Origin of the sequence: Winogradskyella haliclonae (assembly GCF_014635865.1) — a bacterium.
Classification (GTDB): domain Bacteria; phylum Bacteroidota; class Bacteroidia; order Flavobacteriales; family Flavobacteriaceae; genus Winogradskyella; species Winogradskyella haliclonae.
Genome location: NZ_BMDQ01000002.1, coordinates 176,926 through 196,686 on the forward strand (window position 1 = coordinate 176,926; position 19,761 = coordinate 196,686).

Genomic DNA, 19,761 nt, shown 5'->3' on the forward strand with positions numbered 1-19,761 from the left:
TATTTTGGATGAGTAAAGGCTTAATCTAAGAATTTTGCCTTCAATTCTGGTGTTGGAATCATACAAGCATCTCTTTTTCCATACCATTTATATCTGTTTTTGGCAATATAATCGTAAAACCAATTTCTTATAAAAGCAGGAATAATAAAGAATGCTGCCATTAAGTTTGTTGGGAAGTTGAGAGACTTACCCACATGTAATGCCGCCGCAGATTTGCTATAAATTTTATATGTTTCTGGATTAAAAAGTAATATAGAATCTACCTCTGTAGTATCTATATTAAACTCATTAATTATAGTTTCTCCTATTTTACTTTGCAGTGGCGCAAATAGAAATTTATTTTTCTTATCTCGTTTTATAACATACAAGACACTACTATTACAAAGGTTGCATACACCATCGAATAGTATTAATCGTTTGTCTTTTGGAATGTTATTAATCATTTTTTTACTTCTACTAATTCTAATAAATCTACACTGACATTAGTTGTAAATAAACCATAATTCACTCTAGCTTTCCCTTTCTCAATATCATCAATACTACCAATAGCACGTCCATCGTGCATGCGCACACGGTCTCCAATTTTAAGTACTGGTTTTGGAGGTACAGGTTTTTCTTGTTCTTTTTTCTTAGCCGCTTTTTTCTTTTTTCTAATAACTTCTATTTTCTTTTCGGCTTCCTTTTTGATTTGAGTTTCTTTAGCTTTTTCTGCTCTTTTTTGTTTTGCTGAAACTTTCTTACGCTTAGAGTTCTCTATTTGTACCAATCTAAATAACTCAGCCATTAACTCACGCTTCTTGTTATTATTCTGAAATCTTTCGGCTAAGTCATTCACTTTTTGGCCTAAATATATCAGGCGTTGATTACTATCATATAATTCTTGATAGCTTTCTAGTTTTTTTTGAACTTTCTGGTTAATACCCTCAAGTTTTTCTGCCTCAGTAAGTTTTTTCTTTTCATTTTCTTTTAAAGAACGCTCTGTTTGCTCAAGCTTACTACGTTGTTTCTGAAGCTTAGCAATAGTAGCATCAAATCGTACCTTGCCACGTTCAATTTTTTTCTTTGCCTTATTAATTAGGCTATAGGGTATCCCATTTTTTTGAGCAACCTCAAAAGTAAAAGAGCTTCCGGCTTGCCCTATCACTAATTTATAAATAGGTTCAAGTGTACGTTCATTAAAAAGCATATTAGCATTACGCATATATGGCAATTCGTTTGCTAATAATTTTAAGTTCGAATAATGAGTCGTAATTATCCCAAAAGCCTTTCTGTCGTAAAAAACCTCTAAAAAACTCTCTGCTAAAGCACCTCCCAATTCGGGGTCAGAACCTGTGCCAAATTCATCAATTAAGAATAATGTATTTTTATTACACTTTCTTAAAAAATAGTTCATTTGCTTAAGGCGATAACTGTATGTGCTTAAATGATTCTCTATAGATTGATTATCACCGATATCGCTTAATACGCGATCAAACAAACATACTTGACTACGCTCATGAACAGGAATGAGTATGCCACTTTGAAGCATAACTTGTAATAAACCAACTGTTTTTAAAGTAATACTTTTTCCACCAGCATTTGGGCCAGAAATGACGATGATTCTGCTATCATCTGCTAAACTTATAGTCTGCGGAAATGTTTCCTCTTCATTTTCAGTATTAGTTAAATAGAGTAGAGGATGATAAGCATCACGGAGATACATACTGCGTTTTTCAGAAATCTCAGGAAGAATGGCATTCATGCTTCTCGCATATTTTGCCTTAGCCGATATCACATCAATCTTAATTAAAAACGCTTGATATTGATTTAATAGTGGCAGAAATAGACGTATATAATTGGTTAGTTCTTTTAAAATTTTAATAACCTCTTCTTTCTCTTCGTATTCAAGGTTGTTTAACTCTCTAGAATAGTTTAAAGTCGTTTCTGGTTCTATATAGACGATACTACCCGTTTTACTACCTCCCATGATAGCGCCTTTAACTTTTCGCCTATACATGGACTTAACTGCTAAAACACGTTTATTTTCAATTACAGATTCGCGTATATCGTCTAAATATTCTAGATTATGATATTTGTTTAATGCTGAAGAAAAGCTTGTATTAATTTTTGTTCTAAGACCGCTAATAGATTTCCTTAAAATAGCTAAAGCAGGGGACGCATTGTCTTTTATGTCTCCAAAGCGGTCAACTACGAAGTCTACTTGTTCAATTATTGATGTGTTATGTTCTATTGGATTTGAAAGCTTATATAGACTTGGATAGTACTCTTTAAATTTTTCAAAAAACTTTAGAATTGTGTTAACCGTTAGAGAAGTGCTAACTATCTTCTGCAAACTATGAACCTCTAAATAAGTGTTTTCAATATTTAGAAGTTTTATTTCTTTTGTTAACGCTTCGAAGCCATGATTTGGGATACGATTGTCATTGTCAAAAGAAGAAACATACTCGTTTGTATAAGCTAACTCTCTTTTTAAAATTTCGGTATCAGAAAATGGGATAACAGATAGTGCTGATTCTTTTCCCATATTAGTGATGCAGTGCTCACTCAATTGAGATTGAACAGTATCAAACTCTAAGTCATCTAATGTTTTCTGATGTATATTAATCATATCTACTTCCAATTAAATGGAAACCTAATTATTAAATTCGAAGGCAAATTTAAGTGAATTCAATTATAGCACCTAATGCATTAAGAGGCTTTTATTATTTGTTAATTTTATATTTGTTGTATGAATGTATCAATCAATCAAAGCTGGAAAACATATCTTTCTCCCGAATTTGAGAAACCCTATTTTTCTGAACTTGTAGGCTTTGTAAAAAAAGAATATGCTACAAACACCTGTTACCCAAAAGGGTCAGAGATTTTTAATGCCTTTAACCATTGCAAGTTTGATGATTTAAAAGTGGTGATTATTGGTCAAGACCCTTATCACGGACCAAACCAAGCCAATGGCTTATGTTTTTCTGTAAATGATACTATTGCGCATCCACCATCACTGATTAATATTTTCAAAGAGTTGCAAATGGATATAAACATGCCATATCCTAAAAGTGGAAATTTAATGCCCTGGGCAGACCAAGGTGTACTGTTATTAAATGCTACATTAACAGTAAGAGCTCATGAAGCAGGAAGTCACCAAAGAAAAGGTTGGGAAACGTTTACGGATTCAGTAATTAGAGTTATTAGTGAGCATCAAAATGATATTGTGTTTTTACTTTGGGGCGGATTTGCTAAAAAGAAAGCTAAATTAATTGACCATGATAAACATCACATTCTAACCTCAGGACATCCTTCACCATTGAGTGCTAATCGCGGTTATTGGTTTGGAAACAAACATTTTAGTAAGGTAAATAGCGTACTTAAATCGCTACATGTAGAGGAAATAGACTGGAGAATTAATTAACTGTAAATATATACTTGCCTTGTTCATCAGAATTAACAATTCTTGAAGTAATATTAACATATCCTCTTTCGTAAACACCAAGATTAACGGTTGTTTCCCCATTAGAGTTATTAAACAATAATTCAGGTCCTGCCAAGTAATAGACACCTGACTCTAATAATTGAATGCTAAACTTACTACGGAACGAATTCCCATCATAAATGCTAATCACTTCAATCAATTGGTTGTTTAATCTCACATCACCTTCAGTAATGTTAATACTGTTTTCATTTAAAGGAATTTCTACAACAGATTGAAAAGCTGTTTCTTTATAAAGAATTAGTTGATGAAATGCTCTAGATTCAGCAATTTCAGCATATGTAAAGTCACTTAAATTTATATTTGTATTTTCTATTGTAACCTGATTGTCTTCTATAATAGTTTCAATAAATACAGAATCTCCAACATTAAATGAAGTTTGATTGTTATCAACAGAAATAAGGTTATCATTCTCTACAAAAAGTGTTTGGGAGATGCTATCTTCTTCAGGACAACAAAGTGATGCACAAAGAGAAAAACCAACCATGAGAGTAAAAGAGAAAGCTTTCATTAATTTCGTTTTATGATAGATGATATAAAACCGAAATGGTTGCGTATTTTTTCAAACTTTATATACCAAATCCTCATATGCCCACTTTTCAGGAATGATATTTAGATGAAGTAATTCATCTTGAACCTTATTTAAGGTCTTTTTATCAATTAATTCTTGCGACCATTCCGTTAGTGATAACCATTCTCGAACATCTTCAAGTTCTTGATTATAACGATTAGCAATTGTTCTGTCGATACTTGGTATATTCTTAAATTCTGAAGTAGTACTATTTATTATTTCTAAAATTGTTTTTACATCTTCCATATTCTCTTTTAAAAACGCCTCTCTAACTGCTATTACAAAACATGGCCATGGAGATGGGCAATTACCAATTCGTCTAAATATACCATCATCTACTAATGGTTTAGTCGTAAATTTTTCCCACATAAAATATTCAGCATCACCGTTTGTTAAACCTTTTACTGCGCCATCTAAATTTTTAATAACTGAAAAATTAAGGTCTTTCTTTAGATCCCAATCATTGTTCTTTGCATTAACATAAGCCATTAAATGTGATCCCGAACCATAACGACTAATTGCTGCTCGTGTTCCTTTTATGTCATCAATAGTATTGAATTTTGAATCTTGAGCAACATGAATACCCCAAATTAGAGGTGATTGTGTATAAGTTTGTATAATTCTTGATGGATTACCTGCAATGATATCTTTAACGATACCTTCTGTGAGTATTACCGCTAGGTCAATATCACCATCACGTAAGCCTTTACACATTTGTCCTGTGCCACCATGGTAATCGTGCCATCTGAGATTAATACCCTCAGCTTTATATTCACCATTTTTAAGGGTTAAGTACCAGGCTAAATTAAAATGTTCAGGAACACCTCCTATATTTATCTTATTCATATTTGCGCTTTGAAAAGGCTCTAATTTAAATGTTTACGATGCGCTCTAAAGCATACATAATCAATTGTTCTACTGTTTGCTTTGGATGTTGACTAAAAGTACCATTAGCTCTGTTGGCGATAATGGCATTTAATGACAAGGCTTCATGTCCTAATAGCTTAGACAGTCCATATATAACCGAAGTTTCCATTTCAAAATTAGTGATTCTAAAATCTTTATAACTAAAATTATCTAGTTTAGAATTAAGGTTGGCGTCTTGCAATGGTAATCTCAACACACGTCCTTGGGGACCATAAAAACCTCCAGCTGTACCTGTCATGCCTTTTAAGACGGTATTACTTTCAAAGTACTTTTGTAAATAAGTACTATTAATAATAATAATAGGTCTTGCTTTATTTTTATCCCAATGTGTATGTTCTATAAATTTATCTTCAATTTCAGGATTATTAATACCATCTATCTGATAGAAATGCAACATGCCATTAACATCTAAAGCGTGTGTACTTATTAAAAAAGAATCTACAGGTATATCAGCTTGCAATGCACCTGATGTGCCAATTCTTATAATGTTTAAGCTAGTTAAATTTTGTTTTGGTTTTCGTGTTTCCAAATCAATATTTACTAATGCATCTAGTTCGTTGAGAACAATATCGATGTTATCTGGACCAATGCCAGTAGAAATTACCGTTATTCTGCGGTCTTTGTAATAACCAGTTTGGGTTTTGAATTCTCTTTTTTGAGTAGTAAATTCAATACTTTCGAAATGCTTTGTTATTTTTTCAACACGATCTTGGTCTCCTACAAAAATTATGGTATCAGAAATATGTTCTGGCCTTAAATTCAAATGATAAACACTACCATCTGGATTAAGTATGAGTTCTGAGTCTTTAATTGACATGCGAGACTGTTTTTATGAGTTTGTTTTTGGTAGTGCTGAATTGATAATCTAATCGTGAAATACCACCATATCTAATGTCATTATTAATTTCTGAAGCAAAATTGTGTTCTCCTAACAAGGCGTCATGCCCTTTTCTGGTGAGTATCAATTTTTTATCTGAAGCTTGAAAAAAGTTGGTGAGTTTATTTACCATTCTTTGAAATTGAATATCTCCAAAACCATAGTAACCTTGATAGTTAAGGCAATAACCTAATAAATGGTGTTCCGATTTTATATCCTTTTCTTTGATAAGTTTAAGGATATTTTCCTCTATAGTACAAAGGCCTGTTTTTTGATTTGGAAATCGCTTTAAATGTGCTTTTAAGCAATTCGTTAAGTACTTAAAACTTGAATTTTTAGTAATGTAAGGTTTAAATATATTATGGTCTTTTCCACAGTAAGTACGCCATAAAGTAATTGCCAAATCTATATCGTCTTGGGTTAGCAAAACGCGATTTTGATAATGGACATTTAATTCCTCTGGACTTAGTTCTGGTAATCCTTTTAAATCTTTTTCGCCTTCAACTCGACCACTACAAATAAGGTATAATGGCTTATTAATTTCTTTTTGATGCAATAAGCTTATAACTGCAATTAGATTAATATGACAGAATAAATCGTACTCAAACCAGAGATTAACCTCTTTATATGCCTCGGCATTATCAAGAATGGCTATAGAGTCACTCAGGTTATAATCTAAAGTATTAATATCGTAATACTTAGCTAAGAATGACTTTCGAGTGTTGTAAAACTCTTCAGAGTCAATTAATGGCACTGTAGGACCTTCGCTAAGCATTTCTCGCCAAGTTAATATATCCTCTTTAAAATCTAATTCTCTCAGATAGTTGGTCAAGCTATCACCATTTGTAATATGCAAAGATGTTTTAGCCATAATTAACCCCCAACACGTTTTACATTAAACCCTTTGTCCTTAAGAATACTCATTATTTTATCGCGATAATCACCTTGAATAATAATTTTATCATCTTTATAACTACCACCAACACTGAGTTTTTGCTTCAATTCTTTAGCTAGCATTTTGAAATCTTCAGTAGCACCAGTATAACCTTCTAAGATTGTAATTGGCTTGCCCTTACGTTTTTCGTACTTACATATTATTGGGGCATCTTGTAGCCAAATATCTAATGTTTCATCAACTTCATTTTCTGAAACTTCTGGAATATGGTCAGGAAAGAGGTTTTTTAGTTGGTCTTTTAAATCCATGAGGCTAGCTTACTTTTTAAGACCTAACTCTATCAAACGTTCATTTAAGAATTCTCCCGCCGTGATATCTTCAAATTGTTTTGGATTGTTTTCATCTACACAGCTATCTAAAACGTTTAATTTCATTTCACTAATAGGATGCATAAAAAATGGAATAGAATAACGAGATGTGCCCCATAATTCTCTTGGTGGATTCACCACACGATGTATTGTAGATTTTAGCTTATTATTAGTATGTCTTGACAGCATATCACCAACATTAATCATTAATTCGTCTGGTTCAGCAATAGCGTCAATCCAATCGCCTTTATGGTTTTGCACCTGTAAACCACGGCCTTGTGCACCCATTAATAGTGTAATAAGGTTGATATCACCATGAGCAGCAGCTCTAACAGCATTTTTTGGTTCGTCAATAATTGGAGGGTAATGTATTGGTCTTAAAATAGAATTCCCATTGTGTATGTAATTGTCAAAATAATTTTCTTCAAGTCCCACAAAAAGAGCCAATGCTCGCAATACATACTTTGCAGTTTCTTCGAGTTTAGCATAGGTTTTTTTACCAACTTCATTAAACTTTGGAAGCTCTTTAACCTCAACATTTTCTGGGTATTCTTTTCGACGTTCTTCATCATCTTCTACATACTGACCAAAATGCCAAAACTCTTTTAAATCACCTTCTTTTTTGCCTTTTGCACTTTCCTTTCCAAATGAGATATAACCACGTTGACCTCCAATGCCTTCTATTTCATATTCGCGTTTCTTTTCAACTGGAAGGTCAAAAAAGTTTTTAACTTCAGTATAGAGACTGTCTACTAATTCATCATCTAAGAAATGTCCTTTCAATGCTACAAAGCCAATATCTTCATAGGCCTTTCCTATTTCATTTATAAATTTTTGCTTTCTATTTGGGTCACCTGATAAAAAATCTTTAAGGTCTACACTAGGTATTCTGTCCATGATATGCAGTTTTATTAATTACATGTAATACAAATCTAGTGAAAACCCAATAAAAACAGGAGATTTATACCAATAAAATTGATGAATAATAAGTTATAATTTCTATCTATTTTAGTTACATTTGATTGACTATTAAAAAATGTTACTTACATGTCTAACCCAACAATGAAATCTATAAATTATGACAGAGCTTCTCTAAGTGACGAGACGCTAATTCAGTTATATTACAACATGCTAAGACCGCGTTTAATAGAAGAGAAGATGCTTATTCTATTAAGACAAGGCAAAATATCTAAATGGTTTTCTGGTATTGGACAAGAGGCAATTTCCGTCGGTTTAACAATGGCATTAGATAAGGAAGAATATATACTACCAATGCATCGTAATCTTGGTGTTTTTACGACAAGAGAGATTCCATTATTTCGATTGTTTTGCCAATGGCAAGGAAAAGCTAGTGGATTTACAAATGGACGTGACCGTTCTTTTCATTTTGGCACACAGGAGTATCATATTGTTGGAATGATTTCGCATTTGGGACCACAACTTGGGGTTGCAGATGGCATTGCTTTAGCTAATTTATTGAAAAAAAATAATAAGGTAACTGCAGTTTTTACTGGAGAAGGCGGCACTAGTGAAGGAGATTTTCATGAAGCATTGAATGTGGCTTCTGTATGGCAATTGCCAGTACTATTTTGTATTGAAAATAATGGTTATGGCTTATCTACACCAACTGCTGAGCAATACAATTGTGAGCATTTAGCAGATAGAGGCATAGGTTATGGAATGGAATCTCATATTATTGATGGTAATAATATTACAGAAGTCTATACAAAAGTTTCTGAATTGGTCGAAGACATTCGTCAGAATCCACGTCCAGTACTACTAGAATTTAAAACGTTTAGAATGCGTGGTCATGAAGAGGCGAGTGGTACAAAATATGTTCCTCAAGAGTTAATGGACCATTGGGCTGCAAAAGATCCGCTAGAAAATTACCAAGAGTATTTGAAAACTCTAGGTGTTTTGACTGAAGAAAAAGTGCAGGAGTTTAACGATAAAATTAAAGCAGAAATCAATACTGCATTAGATCAAGCTTATGCTGAAGAAAAAATAACCCCAAATTTGAGTACTGAATTAAATGATGTATATAAAACATTTGTATATCAAGAAGTTAATAAAAATACAAAAACTAAAGAACTTCGATTGATTGATGCAATTTCTGAAGGTTTAAAGCAATCTATGGAACGTCATGATGACTTAGTGATTATGGGTCAAGATATCGCTGAATATGGCGGCGTTTTTAAAATTACTGATGGCTTTGTTGAGCAATTTGGAAAAGGCAGAGTGCGTAACACACCGATTTGTGAATCTGCAATAGTTGAAGCTGGAATGGGATTATCTATCGCAGGAATGAAAGCTATTGTAGAAATGCAATTTGCTGACTTTGTGAGTTCTGGTTTTAATCCAATAGTTAATTATCTAGCTAAGTCTCATTATCGTTGGAATCAACAAGCAGATGTTGTAGTGCGAATGCCATGTGGAGCAGGTGTTGCAGCTGGGCCATTTCATTCACAAACTAACGAAGCCTGGTTTACCAAGACGCCAGGTCTAAAAGTAGTATATCCTGCTTTTCCAGCTGACGCTAAAGGCCTGTTAATCACAGCAATTAATGACCCAAATCCTGTATTATTTTTTGAACACAAAGCCTTATATAGAAGTATACGTCAAGAAGTACCTAGCGATTATTATACCTTACCTCTTGGTAAAGCATCACTTTTAAGAAAAGGCAACAATATTACCATAATTACTTATGGTGCTGGCGTGCATTGGGCTTTAGATGTTCTAGAAAACAATGCTGACATCTCTGCTGACTTAATTGATTTGCGTTCATTGCAGCCCATGGATAAAGAAGCAATAATTAACTCTGTAAAGAAAACCAATAAAGCCATTATACTTCAAGAAGATTCTATGTTTGGCGGTATAGCGAGTGACTTATCAGCTATGCTTATGGAAGAATGTTTTGAATACTTGGATGCTCCTGTAAAGCGTGTAGCGAGTTTAGAAACACCAATCCCTTTTGATAGCCAATTAGAACAACAGTATTTGGCAAAAGACAGATTCCTTGAATCCTTATTAGAATTAATAAGCTATTGATTTTAACTTTTCTTACAAAAAAATAGCATACAATTTCTGTATATTTAAAGTCAATTCAATTCAGTTAAAAAATGAAAAATATAAGTTACGCTATAGTTGTACTATTTGTAGTATTCAGCTGTAAAGAAAATGAGATGAGCAATGATTATACGTCTATTGATGTCCCAGTTGCAGAAAAAACACCTAAAGCGCTCACAGCTCATGGCGATACACGTGTAGACGATTATTTTTGGATGCGTTTAACTGATGAGCAAAAAAATGCTGAGACTCCAGATAAACAAACTCAAAAAGTGTTGAGCTATCTAGGGGATGAGAATAGTTACAAGAAAGAAGTTTTAAAGCATACAGAGGATTTACAAGAGAACTTATATAATGAGATTGTTGGGCGTATAAAAAAGGATGATCAATCAGTCCCTTATAATGATAATGGATATTCTTATTACACAAGGTTTGAAGATGGAATGGATTATGCCTTGTATTGTAGAAAAAAACTTGAAGAAGGTAGTAAAGAGGAAATTATTCTTAATGGGCCTGCAATGGCTGAAGGTTATTCGTATTACGGTATAGCAAGTCGTTCTATTAGTCAAAATAATAATATAATGGCTTTTGGGATTGATACGGTTTCGAGAAGACGCTATAATATTTACTTTAAAGATTTAAATTCTGGTAAAATGTTATCAGATCAATTGAACAATACTACAGGAAGTGTTGCTTGGGCTAATGATAATAAAACGGTCTTTTATACTTCAAAAGACCCAGTAACTTTAAGAGCTAACAAAATATATAGACATGTCTTAGGTACAAAACAATCTGCTGATGAGTTGATTTTTGAAGAAGTCGATGATACCTTTAGTTGCTTTGTTTATAAATCTAGATCTGATGCTTATATTATGATTGGTAGTTCTCAAACACTATCAACAGAATACCAATATTTAGATGCCAATAACCCATATGGGAAGTTTAAAATTATTCAGCCTAGAGAAAAAAACCTAGAATATTCTGCAGATCATTACAAAGACCATTTTTACATACGCACAAATTTAGATGCAAGCAACTTTAAATTAGTAAAAACACCAGTAACAGCAACAGAAAAAAATAACTGGACAGATGTGATTCCGCATCGAAAAGATATTCTTTTACAAAGTTTTGTGCTTTTTAGTAATCATTTGGTGCTTCAAGAGCGAGTAAATGGATTAAGAGCTATTCGTGTTAAGACTTGGGATGGAAAGGATGACCATTACATAGAATTTAGTGACCCTGCTTATGTGTCATATCCAACAACAAATTTAGATTTTGACACCCATATTCTTCGCTATGGTTATACATCACTTACTACTCCTGGTAGTACATTTGACTATGATATGAACACAAAAACTCAAGTACTTTTAAAAGAACAAGACGTTTTAGGTGAAGATTTTTCCAAAGACAATTATATCTCCGAACGCATTTATGCTACAGCAAAAGATGGGGTAAAAATTCCTATTTCTTTGGTGTATAAGAAGGGGACTGTAAAAAGTGCGGATACACCATTATTATTGTACTCATATGGGTCGTATGGTTCAAGTTCCGAACCATTTTTTAGCACAGATAGATTAAGCTTATTAGATCGTGGTTTTATTTATGCAATGGCTCATATTAGAGGTGGACAAGAAATGGGAAGACATTGGTATGAAGACGGCAAACTGCTTAAAAAGAAAAACACCTTTACAGATTTTATTGCTGCTGGAGAATACCTTGTTAACGAAAACTATACAAGCTCTGACCATCTTTATGCTATGGGAGGAAGCGCAGGTGGATTACTAATGGGTGCTGTAGTTAACATGAAGCCAGACTTATGGAATGGCGTAGTGGCAGCAGTACCTTTCGTGGATGTTGTATCAACAATGATGGATGAAACAATTCCGCTGACAACTTTTGAGTTTGACGAATGGGGGAACCCAAAAGACAAAGAGTATTATGATTATATGAAGTCTTATTCACCTTACGATAATGTTGAAGCAAAAGACTACCCAAATATACTTATTACTACGGGGTATTGGGATAGTCAAGTACAATATTGGGAACCTGCTAAATGGACAGCAAAACTTCGTGAATACAAAACGGATAATAACATGTTGGTTCTAGATTGTGATATGGAAACAGGTCATGGTGGCGCTTCAGGCAGATTTGACCGTTATAAGCGTACAGCACTTTACTATGCTTTTTTACTCAATTTAGAGGAAATGAAAAAGTTTAAGTTATAAGACATATTTCATCAAAGATGGATACCCAGTAAACTAAAATTTACTGGGTATTTGTTTAAACTATATATGCATTACTATATTTTTAAGCTCTTAGCCACAGCCTGACACTCATCCAAAACACGTAATAAATTCCCGGACCATAATTGCTCAATTTGCGCTTCAGAATAACCACGACGTACTAATTCTAAAGTTACATTAAAAGTTTCAGAAGCATCGTTCCAACCTTCAATACCACCACCGCCATCAAAATCACTACTGATACCAACATGGTCAATGCCCATTTTGCTAACTAGATAGTCGATATGATCTACAAAATCAGAGACATTAACTTCTGGTGGAAAATCAGCCATAGCATCAATCTTAGCTTTTGCTAAATCATTAATTTTTGACAAATAACCGCTTTCTGTTATAGAATCCTGAAGTGTTTTATCCAAAGCTCTGAACTCACGACGATTGTAATACGTGACACCCAAAGAGTCTGCAATTTGGGTTTTAATGTTTGTAGCTGCGTTATTTCTAGCTTCTGATTTTTCTGTGCTCAAATAACTTCTAAATGCTACAGTTTGTACAACACCACCATTGTCTTTTAGCCACTGCAATTGTTCATCATCCAAGTTTCTACTATGATCACACAAGGCTCTTGCAGATGAGTGTGATGCTATAATAGGTGCTTCGGTTAATTCTATCATTTGGCGCATGGCTTCTTTTGATGGATGAGAAACGTCTATCATCATGCCAACTTTATTCATTTCTTTTACCACCATTTTACCAAAATCACTTAGTCCGTTATGTAGCCATTCATTATCAGCTTCACCAGTATTGCTATCACATAACTGGCTGTGTCCATTGTGAGATAAAGACATATATCTTGCTCCTAAATCGTAAAACTTCTGGACATTTTCAATATCCAACCCAACTGGGTAACCATTTTCAATACCAATCATGGCAACTTTTTTACCAGATGCATTAATACGTCTAACATCGTCTGATGTTCTTGCTAATTCAATTTGGTCTGGTGCATAATCTCTAACTAAGCGATGAATAGCGTTAAATTTTGACATAGCATTTGCATGGGCTTTTTCAAAACCTTCTCTAGATAATGAATCTTGTCCTGTATATACGATAAACCATGGTACATCTAAGCCACCTTCTAGCATTTTAGGCAAATTAACTTGGTTGTCTAATCGTTGAGTATAGTTTATAGAATCCGTAAAATTGGCAACATTAATATCACAATGGGTATCTAAAGTTATGACTCGGTCGTGAATCTCTTTTGCGTAAGCAATAATCTCTTCTTCAGTCTTAGGTTCAGATTTACAACTAGATAATAGAATGGTTAATACAAAAAAGGGTAGTGTGGCGTTTAGTTTCATATTTGAGATATCAATTTTGCATAAAAATAGAGTAGAATATGCTAAAAACAAAAAACCAGCATTACTACTAATGCTGGTTTACTCAAATTCGATTTTGATTAGATTCATAGTCTAATGTTTTCTAGGTCATCATCTAAACTGTTAGATGTATTGACGATTTTTGATAAGGCTTTCATAATTGATTGATTTTAAAAGATTATCTAAAACGCCTTTTACTGTTCCAAGTAAAACTTTTAGCCTCTGAATTTCTGTTCGTTAACTGATTGTTGTCTAATGTTCTCATGATTGTTCGATTTTTAATTGATTACACTATAAAGACGATCAATAAAAAATTATGTTACAAGTAAAACATTGATTTAACACACATTAACTTTACATTAACCTTAGTTGCGTTTAACATTGACTTCAGATAATATAAAAGGATAAGCTTCTTTTACTGCTTTTAACTCTTCTTTTGATAGCTCGTCTGGAATCTTATCAAAGGTCTTTTTTGCATACGCTACTCGTAAATCATAATAGGCATCACTAATTTCATCTTGTACGGCGATATACATACCATAATTGGTTAATGCATCGTGTTTTAATGATATTATAGCTTCTGAAGGCTTATCTGATAAGTTGGGCTGTTGTTCACCATTACAATAACCACAAACGTTCTCTCCATTGTTATCTATAAATGCGATAACTAAATCTTTTAATTCTTCTAGTTCTATTATTTCATCTTCAGCCATAATCTTATTTTCAAAATTTATGAATATTCTAAAAACATTGCGCTCATTAAAAGGTACATCACATGGTGGATTAGCACATTTATCAGGTAGCTTCCTAAGAATACCTTTTTCTGCAGAAATAGTAGTGGTAACTAAGAAAAAGATGAGCAGTAAAAAAGCAATATCTGCCATTGAACCAGCATTAACGGATGGAGCATTTCGTCTTGAATTTCTCATATTAAGTACGTTTTAAGATTAATGTTAAAGAAATCACAAAAACAATACCACTTTTAAAATGTTGTTAACAAGAGCCTTTGAAACCGTTATTATGTACTATTTTTGCAAAATTGGTCCGTTAAACATTTAATTGGCCTTAGCTATTAATACTTATTTTAAGCATCATATGTCTGTAGACACCCATATACAAGTAGAAAAAGAGAGTAAAAAGCGACTCTACGACTATCAAATTTCTGACCTCAATCGGATTTTTGATGTCATGGATGAGTCACCCGAGGATTATAATTTGCTCTATCAGTTGCCAACTGGCGGAGGAAAAACAGTTATTTTCTCAGAGATTGTTAGGCGATATATCAACGACAGAAACAAAAAGGTAGTTATACTTACACATCGTATCGAGTTGTGTAAACAAACATCTAGTGTGCTTTCTGGTTTTGATGTAAAGAACAAAATTATAAATAGTAAGGTTAAAGACCTGCCAGATCAGGATGAGTATCAATGCTTTGTCGCAATGGTAGAGACGCTTAACAATCGTTTATCTGAAAATGATTTTGAGTTAAAAGATATTGGACTTGTTATTATTGATGAAGCGCATTATAACTCTTTTAGAAAGCTATTTAAATTCTTTGACAATTGTTTTATTCTTGGAGTTACAGCCACGCCTCTTAGTAGTAATATTAAGTTACCAATGAAAGATAATTATAACAATCTAATTGTTGGTGATGATATATCTACATTGATTAAAAATGGGTTTTTGGCCAAGGCAGAAATGCTGAGTTACGATGTTGGCCTAACATCTCTAAAGGTTGGTATTAATGGTGATTATACAGTAAAATCGTCTGAAGCATTATATACTAATAGTTTTATGCAAACAAAGCTTTTAACTGCGTTTGATGATACTTCAAAAGGTAAAAAGACATTAATCTTTAATAATGGTATCCACACGTCTAAGGAAGTCTATCATACTTTCAGAAGAGCTGGTTATAGTATTCGACATCTTGATAATACTGCTAATAAAGAAGAACGAAAAGAAACACTTGAATGGTTTAAGAATACACCAGATGCTATATTAACTTCAGTAAGTATACTTACGACTGGTTTTGATGAGCCTTCGGTAGAATCTATAATCTTAAATCGTGCTACAAGATCATTGACTTTATATTTTCAGATGATTGGTCGTGGCTCTCGTATTTATGGTGATAGAAAATCGTTTCAGGTTGTTGACTTAGGTAATAACATAGCCCGTTTTGGACCTTGGGATCAGCCTGTAGATTGGCAACATATCTTTAAATACCCTGATTTTTATTTGGAAAACATTGTTGATGACGATACACTAGAACGAGACTTTATTTATGAAATGCCAGATGCTCTTCGTAAAAAGTTTAAAAAATCTGAATCTTTGGATTTTAATGTAAAAACAGAGTATAAGCAAGTGCTAAATTCTGGGAAAAAATCATTTACAGTAATAGAACGCTCTATAGAGCAGCATTCAAAAATATGTATCGAGAATTGTGAGGATGTTTTTGAAGCCCGTGAGTTGATAAAAGAATTGCAAGACGAAATAGCATATAGAATTAAACAATATTGCTATTGTATTATGAACAGTACTCAAAACTACAAAGACTGGCTTCTTGAAGAGTATAACAGGCGTTTAAGACTAAGTTTTAACGGAAAGTTTTAACTTTTTTTTGAAAGGTTTTTGTTTTTTATGCGTTTAATTTGAAATAGGTATAGTTTTTGTTGCTTATACCTTAATATAATTAAATCTAATATGTATAATCGTTTTTTAATCATTCTCTGCTTTATAGTCTTTGGCTTTACGCTGAATGCCCAGGTGACTGATAAAGAGAAAAAAACGATTAGAATCCCAGCTGTAGAATCTAAAAAAGAAAAAGATTCGACACCTATACGCATAAAAGTTGCTCCAAAAAAAAATCCAAAAGCGGATATAGACAAATCAAATACTAAATCAAATACTATTTCGCGAAAGAAGGCTACTGAAGTAGAACGCCCTTTTTCCCTGATTTATGATGATGGTTTAAGGAGTCCTGGTGAAATATTCGAAGAGCGCTGGAAAAAAGAAGCTCAAGCTTTAGGTATAAGAAAATTTATGAGTGATCAATTCTTAGGTCAATATAATATAGATACTGAGTTTGTAAATATAGTTTGCCGTGATCACGAGTATCCTGATGGTGATCGTGTAAGCATCTCATTAAATGGTGAACTAGTATACAGAAATGTGACGCTAACTTCTCAATACAGACGTTTAAAAATCAACCTCATTGAAGGTATCAACATGATTGATATCACAGCTCTTAATCAAGGTGATTCTGGACCTAACACGGCTGAATTTGTTGTGTACGACGACAAAGGCAATGTTGTTTCATCAAAAGAATGGAATTTACTTACTGGTGTTAAAGCCAAAATTACATTCATTAATGAGAAGCCAAAAATTACAGCTAAGAATGAAGGGAACTAATACTTTCATAATCTCCAGGTTTCATACTGTCTAGTTTATAAACTCCAATTCTAACTCTTACTAATCGCAATGTTGGCAAACCTACTTTAGAAGTCATTTTTCGGACTTGTCTAAACTTACCTTCAGTAATTGTGATACTCAACCAAGATGTAGCGCCATGACGTTTATCACGTACAAAACGCTCCGTAATATGCGATGTGCTATTCAAAATTTTGGCTTTGCACGGTTTAGTGGTATAAGATTTACCATTAACTGAGATTTCAACACCATTTTTTAATTGATTAATTGCATTAGTAGTAATAATACCATCAACCATAATATGGTATTCTTTTTCAATATTAGAACTTCTAATATACTCGCTAAACTTTCCATCAGTTGTTAAAAGAAGTAATCCCTCTGACTTTTCATCTAAACGACCAATAGCCATGGTTTCTCGAGTAAAATCGAACAAATCACTTAATAACTTCTTATTGCGTCGTTTGTTTTGATTGTTTACAAACTGACTCAAATACCCATAAGGCTTGTATATCTTATAATGTTTATGCATTACCAGAATGTGATGAAGCATTTTTGCAAGTTATCGCTACTATTTTTAAGCCAGACCATAGGTGAGCGTTCTTCAGTCATGCAATTATTAATTATTTTTTTAGCCTCAACAAAATCAATCCAATCTACTTCATAATAGGGCTCAACTAGCCAATTCAGCTTCTTCGGGAAATAAAAACTAAAACTTTTAAATACTTCAATCTTATTGAAAGAGATGTAAAATCCTGAAATACAATCTTGATTCAGAGGCGAAATATCTTTAATATTACTTTCAAAGGGTAAGAATAACTGAGCTTTATAACAGACCTGCTGGGCAAAATTTTGAGCTTTAATAGTAAAAGCCTCCAGCACGTCACTGCAATGCTTAGAGTAGAGAAGTGGCAGTTGCTTCTCTCTTAACTTTTGAAGCTTATAAATTAAGCTATCTTTTCGATTTGGACCAATCCATTTCGATAACACATCACCGTTCAAATTTGGATTATAGAGGTAGAATTTATAAATCATTTCAAGATGAATGTATACTAATTTATTTCGCAACAAAAAATCTAATTCTCCAATAGTAATCTTATCATTCTTAATTTGAATGCTTTCTGCCAATACATCAATATTATCTAGGTTTTTTAGCTGATGGCTCATAAATTCTTCTACACGTTTACCTAATCTAATCTCTTTAAAACTTGAATGGTTTTCAATAGAAAATAACTTAGCTTCAAATTGAAATTGTTCAAGCCCATAAATCTCTGAATTCTTCCAAAGATTCGCTGTGTTTAAAAAGCCTTTATACTGAAGTTCAATATTATCTCTCATTCAGTTTTAAAAATACAAAGAAGCATTAATAATTGAAGTGACGGCTCTAAATAAATTACCTTTGCAGCAAAAGTATTATAATGGCTACATTTATAGAATTAGGTATTTCAAAATCTTATGTAAAAGGTTTAAAAGAGCTAGGAATTAAGCATCCTACAAAAATACAGCAAGAAGTCATCCCAGTTTTATTAGAGTCAAGAACTGACCTTATTGGTTTGGCGCAAACTGGTACGGGTAAAACCGCAGCTTTTGGTTTGCCTGCTTTAAATGCAATTGATATCAGCAATAATAGTGTACAAGCTTTAATTATTGCGCCTACAAGAGAATTGGTGCAACAAATTAAAAAACAGCTTTTTAAATTTACAAAATACATTGATTATAAGATTTTTGTAGAGGGTGTTTATGGTGGCGAAAAAATGGATAGACAAATAAAGGCGCTTTCTAGAACAACTCACATAGTTGTTGCTACGCCTGGACGATTATTGGATCTTGTAGAAAGAGGCGCAGTGGATATTAGCCAAGTTAAAATACTAGTTTTAGATGAAGCAGATGAAATGTTAAGCATGGGCTTTAAAGAAGATCTAAATAAGATTTTAAAGTACAATACCAAAGCACGAAATACATGGTTGTTTTCGGCGACAATGCCAAACGAAATTCAGAAGATGGTTAAGACTTATATGTCGCATGATGCTATACGGATTGAGATTGACAAAAAGTCTTTAGTAAATAAAAATATCTCTCATCATTTTATAAATACTTCAATACACAATAAAACCTTGGTTGTTGGCAAACTTTTAGACAAATACCCAAACGATAGAGGTGTAATTTTCTGTAGAACAAAAGCTGGCACAAAAAAAATGGCACAAGAACTTAAAAATGAAGGATTTTCGGTAGATGCTTTAGAAGGCGATATGCAACAAAAAGAACGTGATAAAGTAATGCGCGCATTTAAAAATGAAAGTTTACAATTTTTGGTATCTACAGATGTTTCGGCACGTGGTATTGATATTAATAATTTGTCCTTTGTCATTCATCATCAATTACCAGAACAGTTAGAATATTATACACATCGTAGTGGTCGCACAGCTAGAGCTGGAAAAACAGGTCAATCAATTGCTTTAATTATACCAGGCGAAATGCAAAAGATTATCGATGCCCAAAACGCATTGGATATTACGTTTAAAGAATTTATAATATAA

Annotated in this window: 18 protein-coding genes; 6 read left to right on the forward strand and 12 right to left on the reverse strand. The window is 33.1% G+C overall.

What is annotated here, in order from left to right; genetic code table 11:
• Positions 1–20: 20 nt before the first annotated feature.
• Positions 21–443 carry a thiol-disulfide oxidoreductase DCC family protein gene (locus IEV10_RS08865; protein ID WP_188374358.1) on the reverse strand — a complete coding sequence of 141 codons (423 nt, stop codon included), beginning with the start codon at positions 441–443 and terminating at the stop codon, positions 21–23.
• Positions 440–2,608 (reverse strand): endonuclease MutS2, encoded by a 2,169-nt coding sequence (locus tag IEV10_RS08870; RefSeq protein WP_188374359.1) that lies wholly within the window; start codon positions 2,606–2,608, stop codon positions 440–442. The genes IEV10_RS08865 and IEV10_RS08870 overlap by 4 nt, the downstream gene beginning before the upstream one ends.
• A gap of 120 nt (positions 2,609–2,728) precedes the next feature.
• On the opposite strand from IEV10_RS08870, the gene IEV10_RS08875 reads away from it, so the two are divergent.
• Complete coding sequence (locus IEV10_RS08875; RefSeq protein WP_188374360.1) at positions 2,729–3,403, forward strand: uracil-DNA glycosylase; 675 nt, start codon at positions 2,729–2,731, stop codon at positions 3,401–3,403.
• Here IEV10_RS08875 and IEV10_RS08880 read toward each other — a convergent pair.
• From IEV10_RS08880 to IEV10_RS08905, 6 genes are read right to left on the reverse strand one after another with little or no spacing between them, the layout of a single operon-like run.
• Positions 3,396–3,992 carry a hypothetical protein gene (locus tag IEV10_RS08880; RefSeq protein ID WP_188374361.1) on the reverse strand — a complete coding sequence of 199 codons (597 nt, stop codon included), beginning with the start codon at positions 3,990–3,992 and terminating at the stop codon, positions 3,396–3,398. The two genes, IEV10_RS08875 and IEV10_RS08880, sit on opposite strands and share 8 nt — an antisense overlap.
• Before the next feature lie 51 nt (positions 3,993–4,043).
• Positions 4,044–4,898: a substrate-binding domain-containing protein gene (locus IEV10_RS08885; RefSeq protein ID WP_188374362.1), complete on the reverse strand. Its 855-nt coding sequence runs from the start codon at positions 4,896–4,898 to the stop codon at positions 4,044–4,046.
• Between the two features lie 25 nt (positions 4,899–4,923).
• Positions 4,924–5,796 (reverse strand): nucleoside phosphorylase, encoded by an 873-nt coding sequence (locus IEV10_RS08890; protein WP_188374363.1) that lies wholly within the window; start codon positions 5,794–5,796, stop codon positions 4,924–4,926.
• On the reverse strand, positions 5,786–6,727 hold the full coding sequence (locus tag IEV10_RS08895) for a DUF1835 domain-containing protein (protein ID WP_188374364.1): 942 nt from the start codon (positions 6,725–6,727) through the stop codon (positions 5,786–5,788). The genes IEV10_RS08890 and IEV10_RS08895 overlap by 11 nt, the downstream gene beginning before the upstream one ends.
• Positions 6,728–6,729: 2 nt before the next feature.
• On the reverse strand, positions 6,730–7,059 hold the full coding sequence (locus IEV10_RS08900) for a translation initiation factor (RefSeq protein ID WP_188374365.1): 330 nt from the start codon (positions 7,057–7,059) through the stop codon (positions 6,730–6,732).
• Positions 7,060–7,068: 9 nt separating this feature from the next.
• Positions 7,069–8,016, reverse strand: a complete 948-nt coding sequence (locus IEV10_RS08905) for an isopenicillin N synthase family dioxygenase (RefSeq protein ID WP_188374366.1) — start codon at positions 8,014–8,016, stop codon at positions 7,069–7,071.
• 150 nt (positions 8,017–8,166) lie between these two features.
• Here IEV10_RS08905 and IEV10_RS08910 point away from each other — a divergent pair, with 150 nt between their 5' ends.
• Complete coding sequence (locus tag IEV10_RS08910; protein ID WP_188374367.1) at positions 8,167–10,167, forward strand: alpha-ketoacid dehydrogenase subunit alpha/beta; 2,001 nt, start codon at positions 8,167–8,169, stop codon at positions 10,165–10,167.
• Positions 10,168–10,238: 71 nt separating this feature from the next.
• Positions 10,239–12,410, forward strand: coding sequence for a S9 family peptidase (locus tag IEV10_RS08915; RefSeq protein ID WP_188374368.1), 2,172 nt, complete (start codon positions 10,239–10,241; stop codon positions 12,408–12,410).
• Between the two features lie 74 nt (positions 12,411–12,484).
• Here IEV10_RS08915 and IEV10_RS08920 read toward each other — a convergent pair whose 3' ends face one another.
• Complete coding sequence (locus tag IEV10_RS08920) at positions 12,485–13,783, reverse strand: dipeptidase (RefSeq protein WP_188374369.1); 1,299 nt, start codon at positions 13,781–13,783, stop codon at positions 12,485–12,487.
• A 383-nt stretch (positions 13,784–14,166) separates the two neighbouring features.
• A complete protein-coding gene (locus tag IEV10_RS08925; RefSeq protein ID WP_188374370.1) occupies positions 14,167–14,730 on the reverse strand; it encodes an ExbD/TolR family protein in 564 nt (187 codons plus the stop codon).
• Between the two features lie 166 nt (positions 14,731–14,896).
• Between IEV10_RS08925 and IEV10_RS08930 the strand changes: the two genes are divergently transcribed.
• Positions 14,897–16,411, forward strand: a complete 1,515-nt coding sequence (locus tag IEV10_RS08930) for a DEAD/DEAH box helicase (protein ID WP_188374371.1) — start codon at positions 14,897–14,899, stop codon at positions 16,409–16,411.
• 90 nt (positions 16,412–16,501) lie between these two features.
• Positions 16,502–17,209: a hypothetical protein gene (locus IEV10_RS08935; RefSeq protein ID WP_188374372.1), complete on the forward strand. Its 708-nt coding sequence runs from the start codon at positions 16,502–16,504 to the stop codon at positions 17,207–17,209.
• On the opposite strand, the gene IEV10_RS08940 is transcribed toward IEV10_RS08935, so the two are convergent.
• Positions 17,190–17,777 carry a pseudouridine synthase gene (locus IEV10_RS08940; RefSeq protein WP_229719670.1) on the reverse strand — a complete coding sequence of 196 codons (588 nt, stop codon included), beginning with the start codon at positions 17,775–17,777 and terminating at the stop codon, positions 17,190–17,192. The genes IEV10_RS08935 and IEV10_RS08940 overlap by 20 nt on opposite strands.
• The gene (locus IEV10_RS08945) at positions 17,756–18,562 is read right to left on the reverse strand and encodes a DUF1853 family protein (protein ID WP_188374373.1); all 807 of its coding nucleotides are present in this window, start codon (positions 18,560–18,562) and stop codon (positions 17,756–17,758) included. The genes IEV10_RS08940 and IEV10_RS08945 overlap by 22 nt, the downstream gene beginning before the upstream one ends.
• Positions 18,563–18,642: 80 nt before the next feature.
• Between IEV10_RS08945 and IEV10_RS08950 the strand changes: the two genes are divergently transcribed.
• The gene (locus IEV10_RS08950) at positions 18,643–19,761 is read left to right on the forward strand and encodes a DEAD/DEAH box helicase (RefSeq protein WP_188374374.1); all 1,119 of its coding nucleotides are present in this window, start codon (positions 18,643–18,645) and stop codon (positions 19,759–19,761) included.

What these genes read in the sequence shown, in the direction of transcription:
- IEV10_RS08865 (WP_188374358.1), bottom strand. Translation starts at nt 443, where the DNA reads ATGATTAATAACATTCCAAAAGACAAACGATTAATACTATTCGATGGT.
- IEV10_RS08870 (WP_188374359.1), bottom strand. Translation starts at nt 2,608, where the DNA reads ATGATTAATATACATCAGAAAACATTAGATGACTTAGAGTTTGATACT.
- IEV10_RS08875 (WP_188374360.1), top strand. Translation starts at nt 2,729, where the DNA reads ATGAATGTATCAATCAATCAAAGCTGGAAAACATATCTTTCTCCCGAA.
- IEV10_RS08880 (WP_188374361.1), bottom strand. Translation starts at nt 3,992, where the DNA reads ATGAAAGCTTTCTCTTTTACTCTCATGGTTGGTTTTTCTCTTTGTGCA.
- IEV10_RS08885 (WP_188374362.1), bottom strand. Translation starts at nt 4,898, where the DNA reads ATGAATAAGATAAATATAGGAGGTGTTCCTGAACATTTTAATTTAGCC.
- IEV10_RS08890 (WP_188374363.1), bottom strand. Translation starts at nt 5,796, where the DNA reads ATGTCAATTAAAGACTCAGAACTCATACTTAATCCAGATGGTAGTGTT.
- IEV10_RS08895 (WP_188374364.1), bottom strand. Translation starts at nt 6,727, where the DNA reads ATGGCTAAAACATCTTTGCATATTACAAATGGTGATAGCTTGACCAAC.
- IEV10_RS08900 (WP_188374365.1), bottom strand. Translation starts at nt 7,059, where the DNA reads ATGGATTTAAAAGACCAACTAAAAAACCTCTTTCCTGACCATATTCCA.
- IEV10_RS08905 (WP_188374366.1), bottom strand. Translation starts at nt 8,016, where the DNA reads ATGGACAGAATACCTAGTGTAGACCTTAAAGATTTTTTATCAGGTGAC.
- IEV10_RS08910 (WP_188374367.1), top strand. Translation starts at nt 8,167, where the DNA reads ATGTCTAACCCAACAATGAAATCTATAAATTATGACAGAGCTTCTCTA.
- IEV10_RS08915 (WP_188374368.1), top strand. Translation starts at nt 10,239, where the DNA reads ATGAAAAATATAAGTTACGCTATAGTTGTACTATTTGTAGTATTCAGC.
- IEV10_RS08920 (WP_188374369.1), bottom strand. Translation starts at nt 13,783, where the DNA reads ATGAAACTAAACGCCACACTACCCTTTTTTGTATTAACCATTCTATTA.
- IEV10_RS08925 (WP_188374370.1), bottom strand. Translation starts at nt 14,730, where the DNA reads ATGAGAAATTCAAGACGAAATGCTCCATCCGTTAATGCTGGTTCAATG.
- IEV10_RS08930 (WP_188374371.1), top strand. Translation starts at nt 14,897, where the DNA reads ATGTCTGTAGACACCCATATACAAGTAGAAAAAGAGAGTAAAAAGCGA.
- IEV10_RS08935 (WP_188374372.1), top strand. Translation starts at nt 16,502, where the DNA reads ATGTATAATCGTTTTTTAATCATTCTCTGCTTTATAGTCTTTGGCTTT.
- IEV10_RS08940 (WP_229719670.1), bottom strand. Translation starts at nt 17,777, where the DNA reads ATGCTTCATCACATTCTGGTAATGCATAAACATTATAAGATATACAAG.
- IEV10_RS08945 (WP_188374373.1), bottom strand. Translation starts at nt 18,562, where the DNA reads ATGAGAGATAATATTGAACTTCAGTATAAAGGCTTTTTAAACACAGCG.
- IEV10_RS08950 (WP_188374374.1), top strand. Translation starts at nt 18,643, where the DNA reads ATGGCTACATTTATAGAATTAGGTATTTCAAAATCTTATGTAAAAGGT.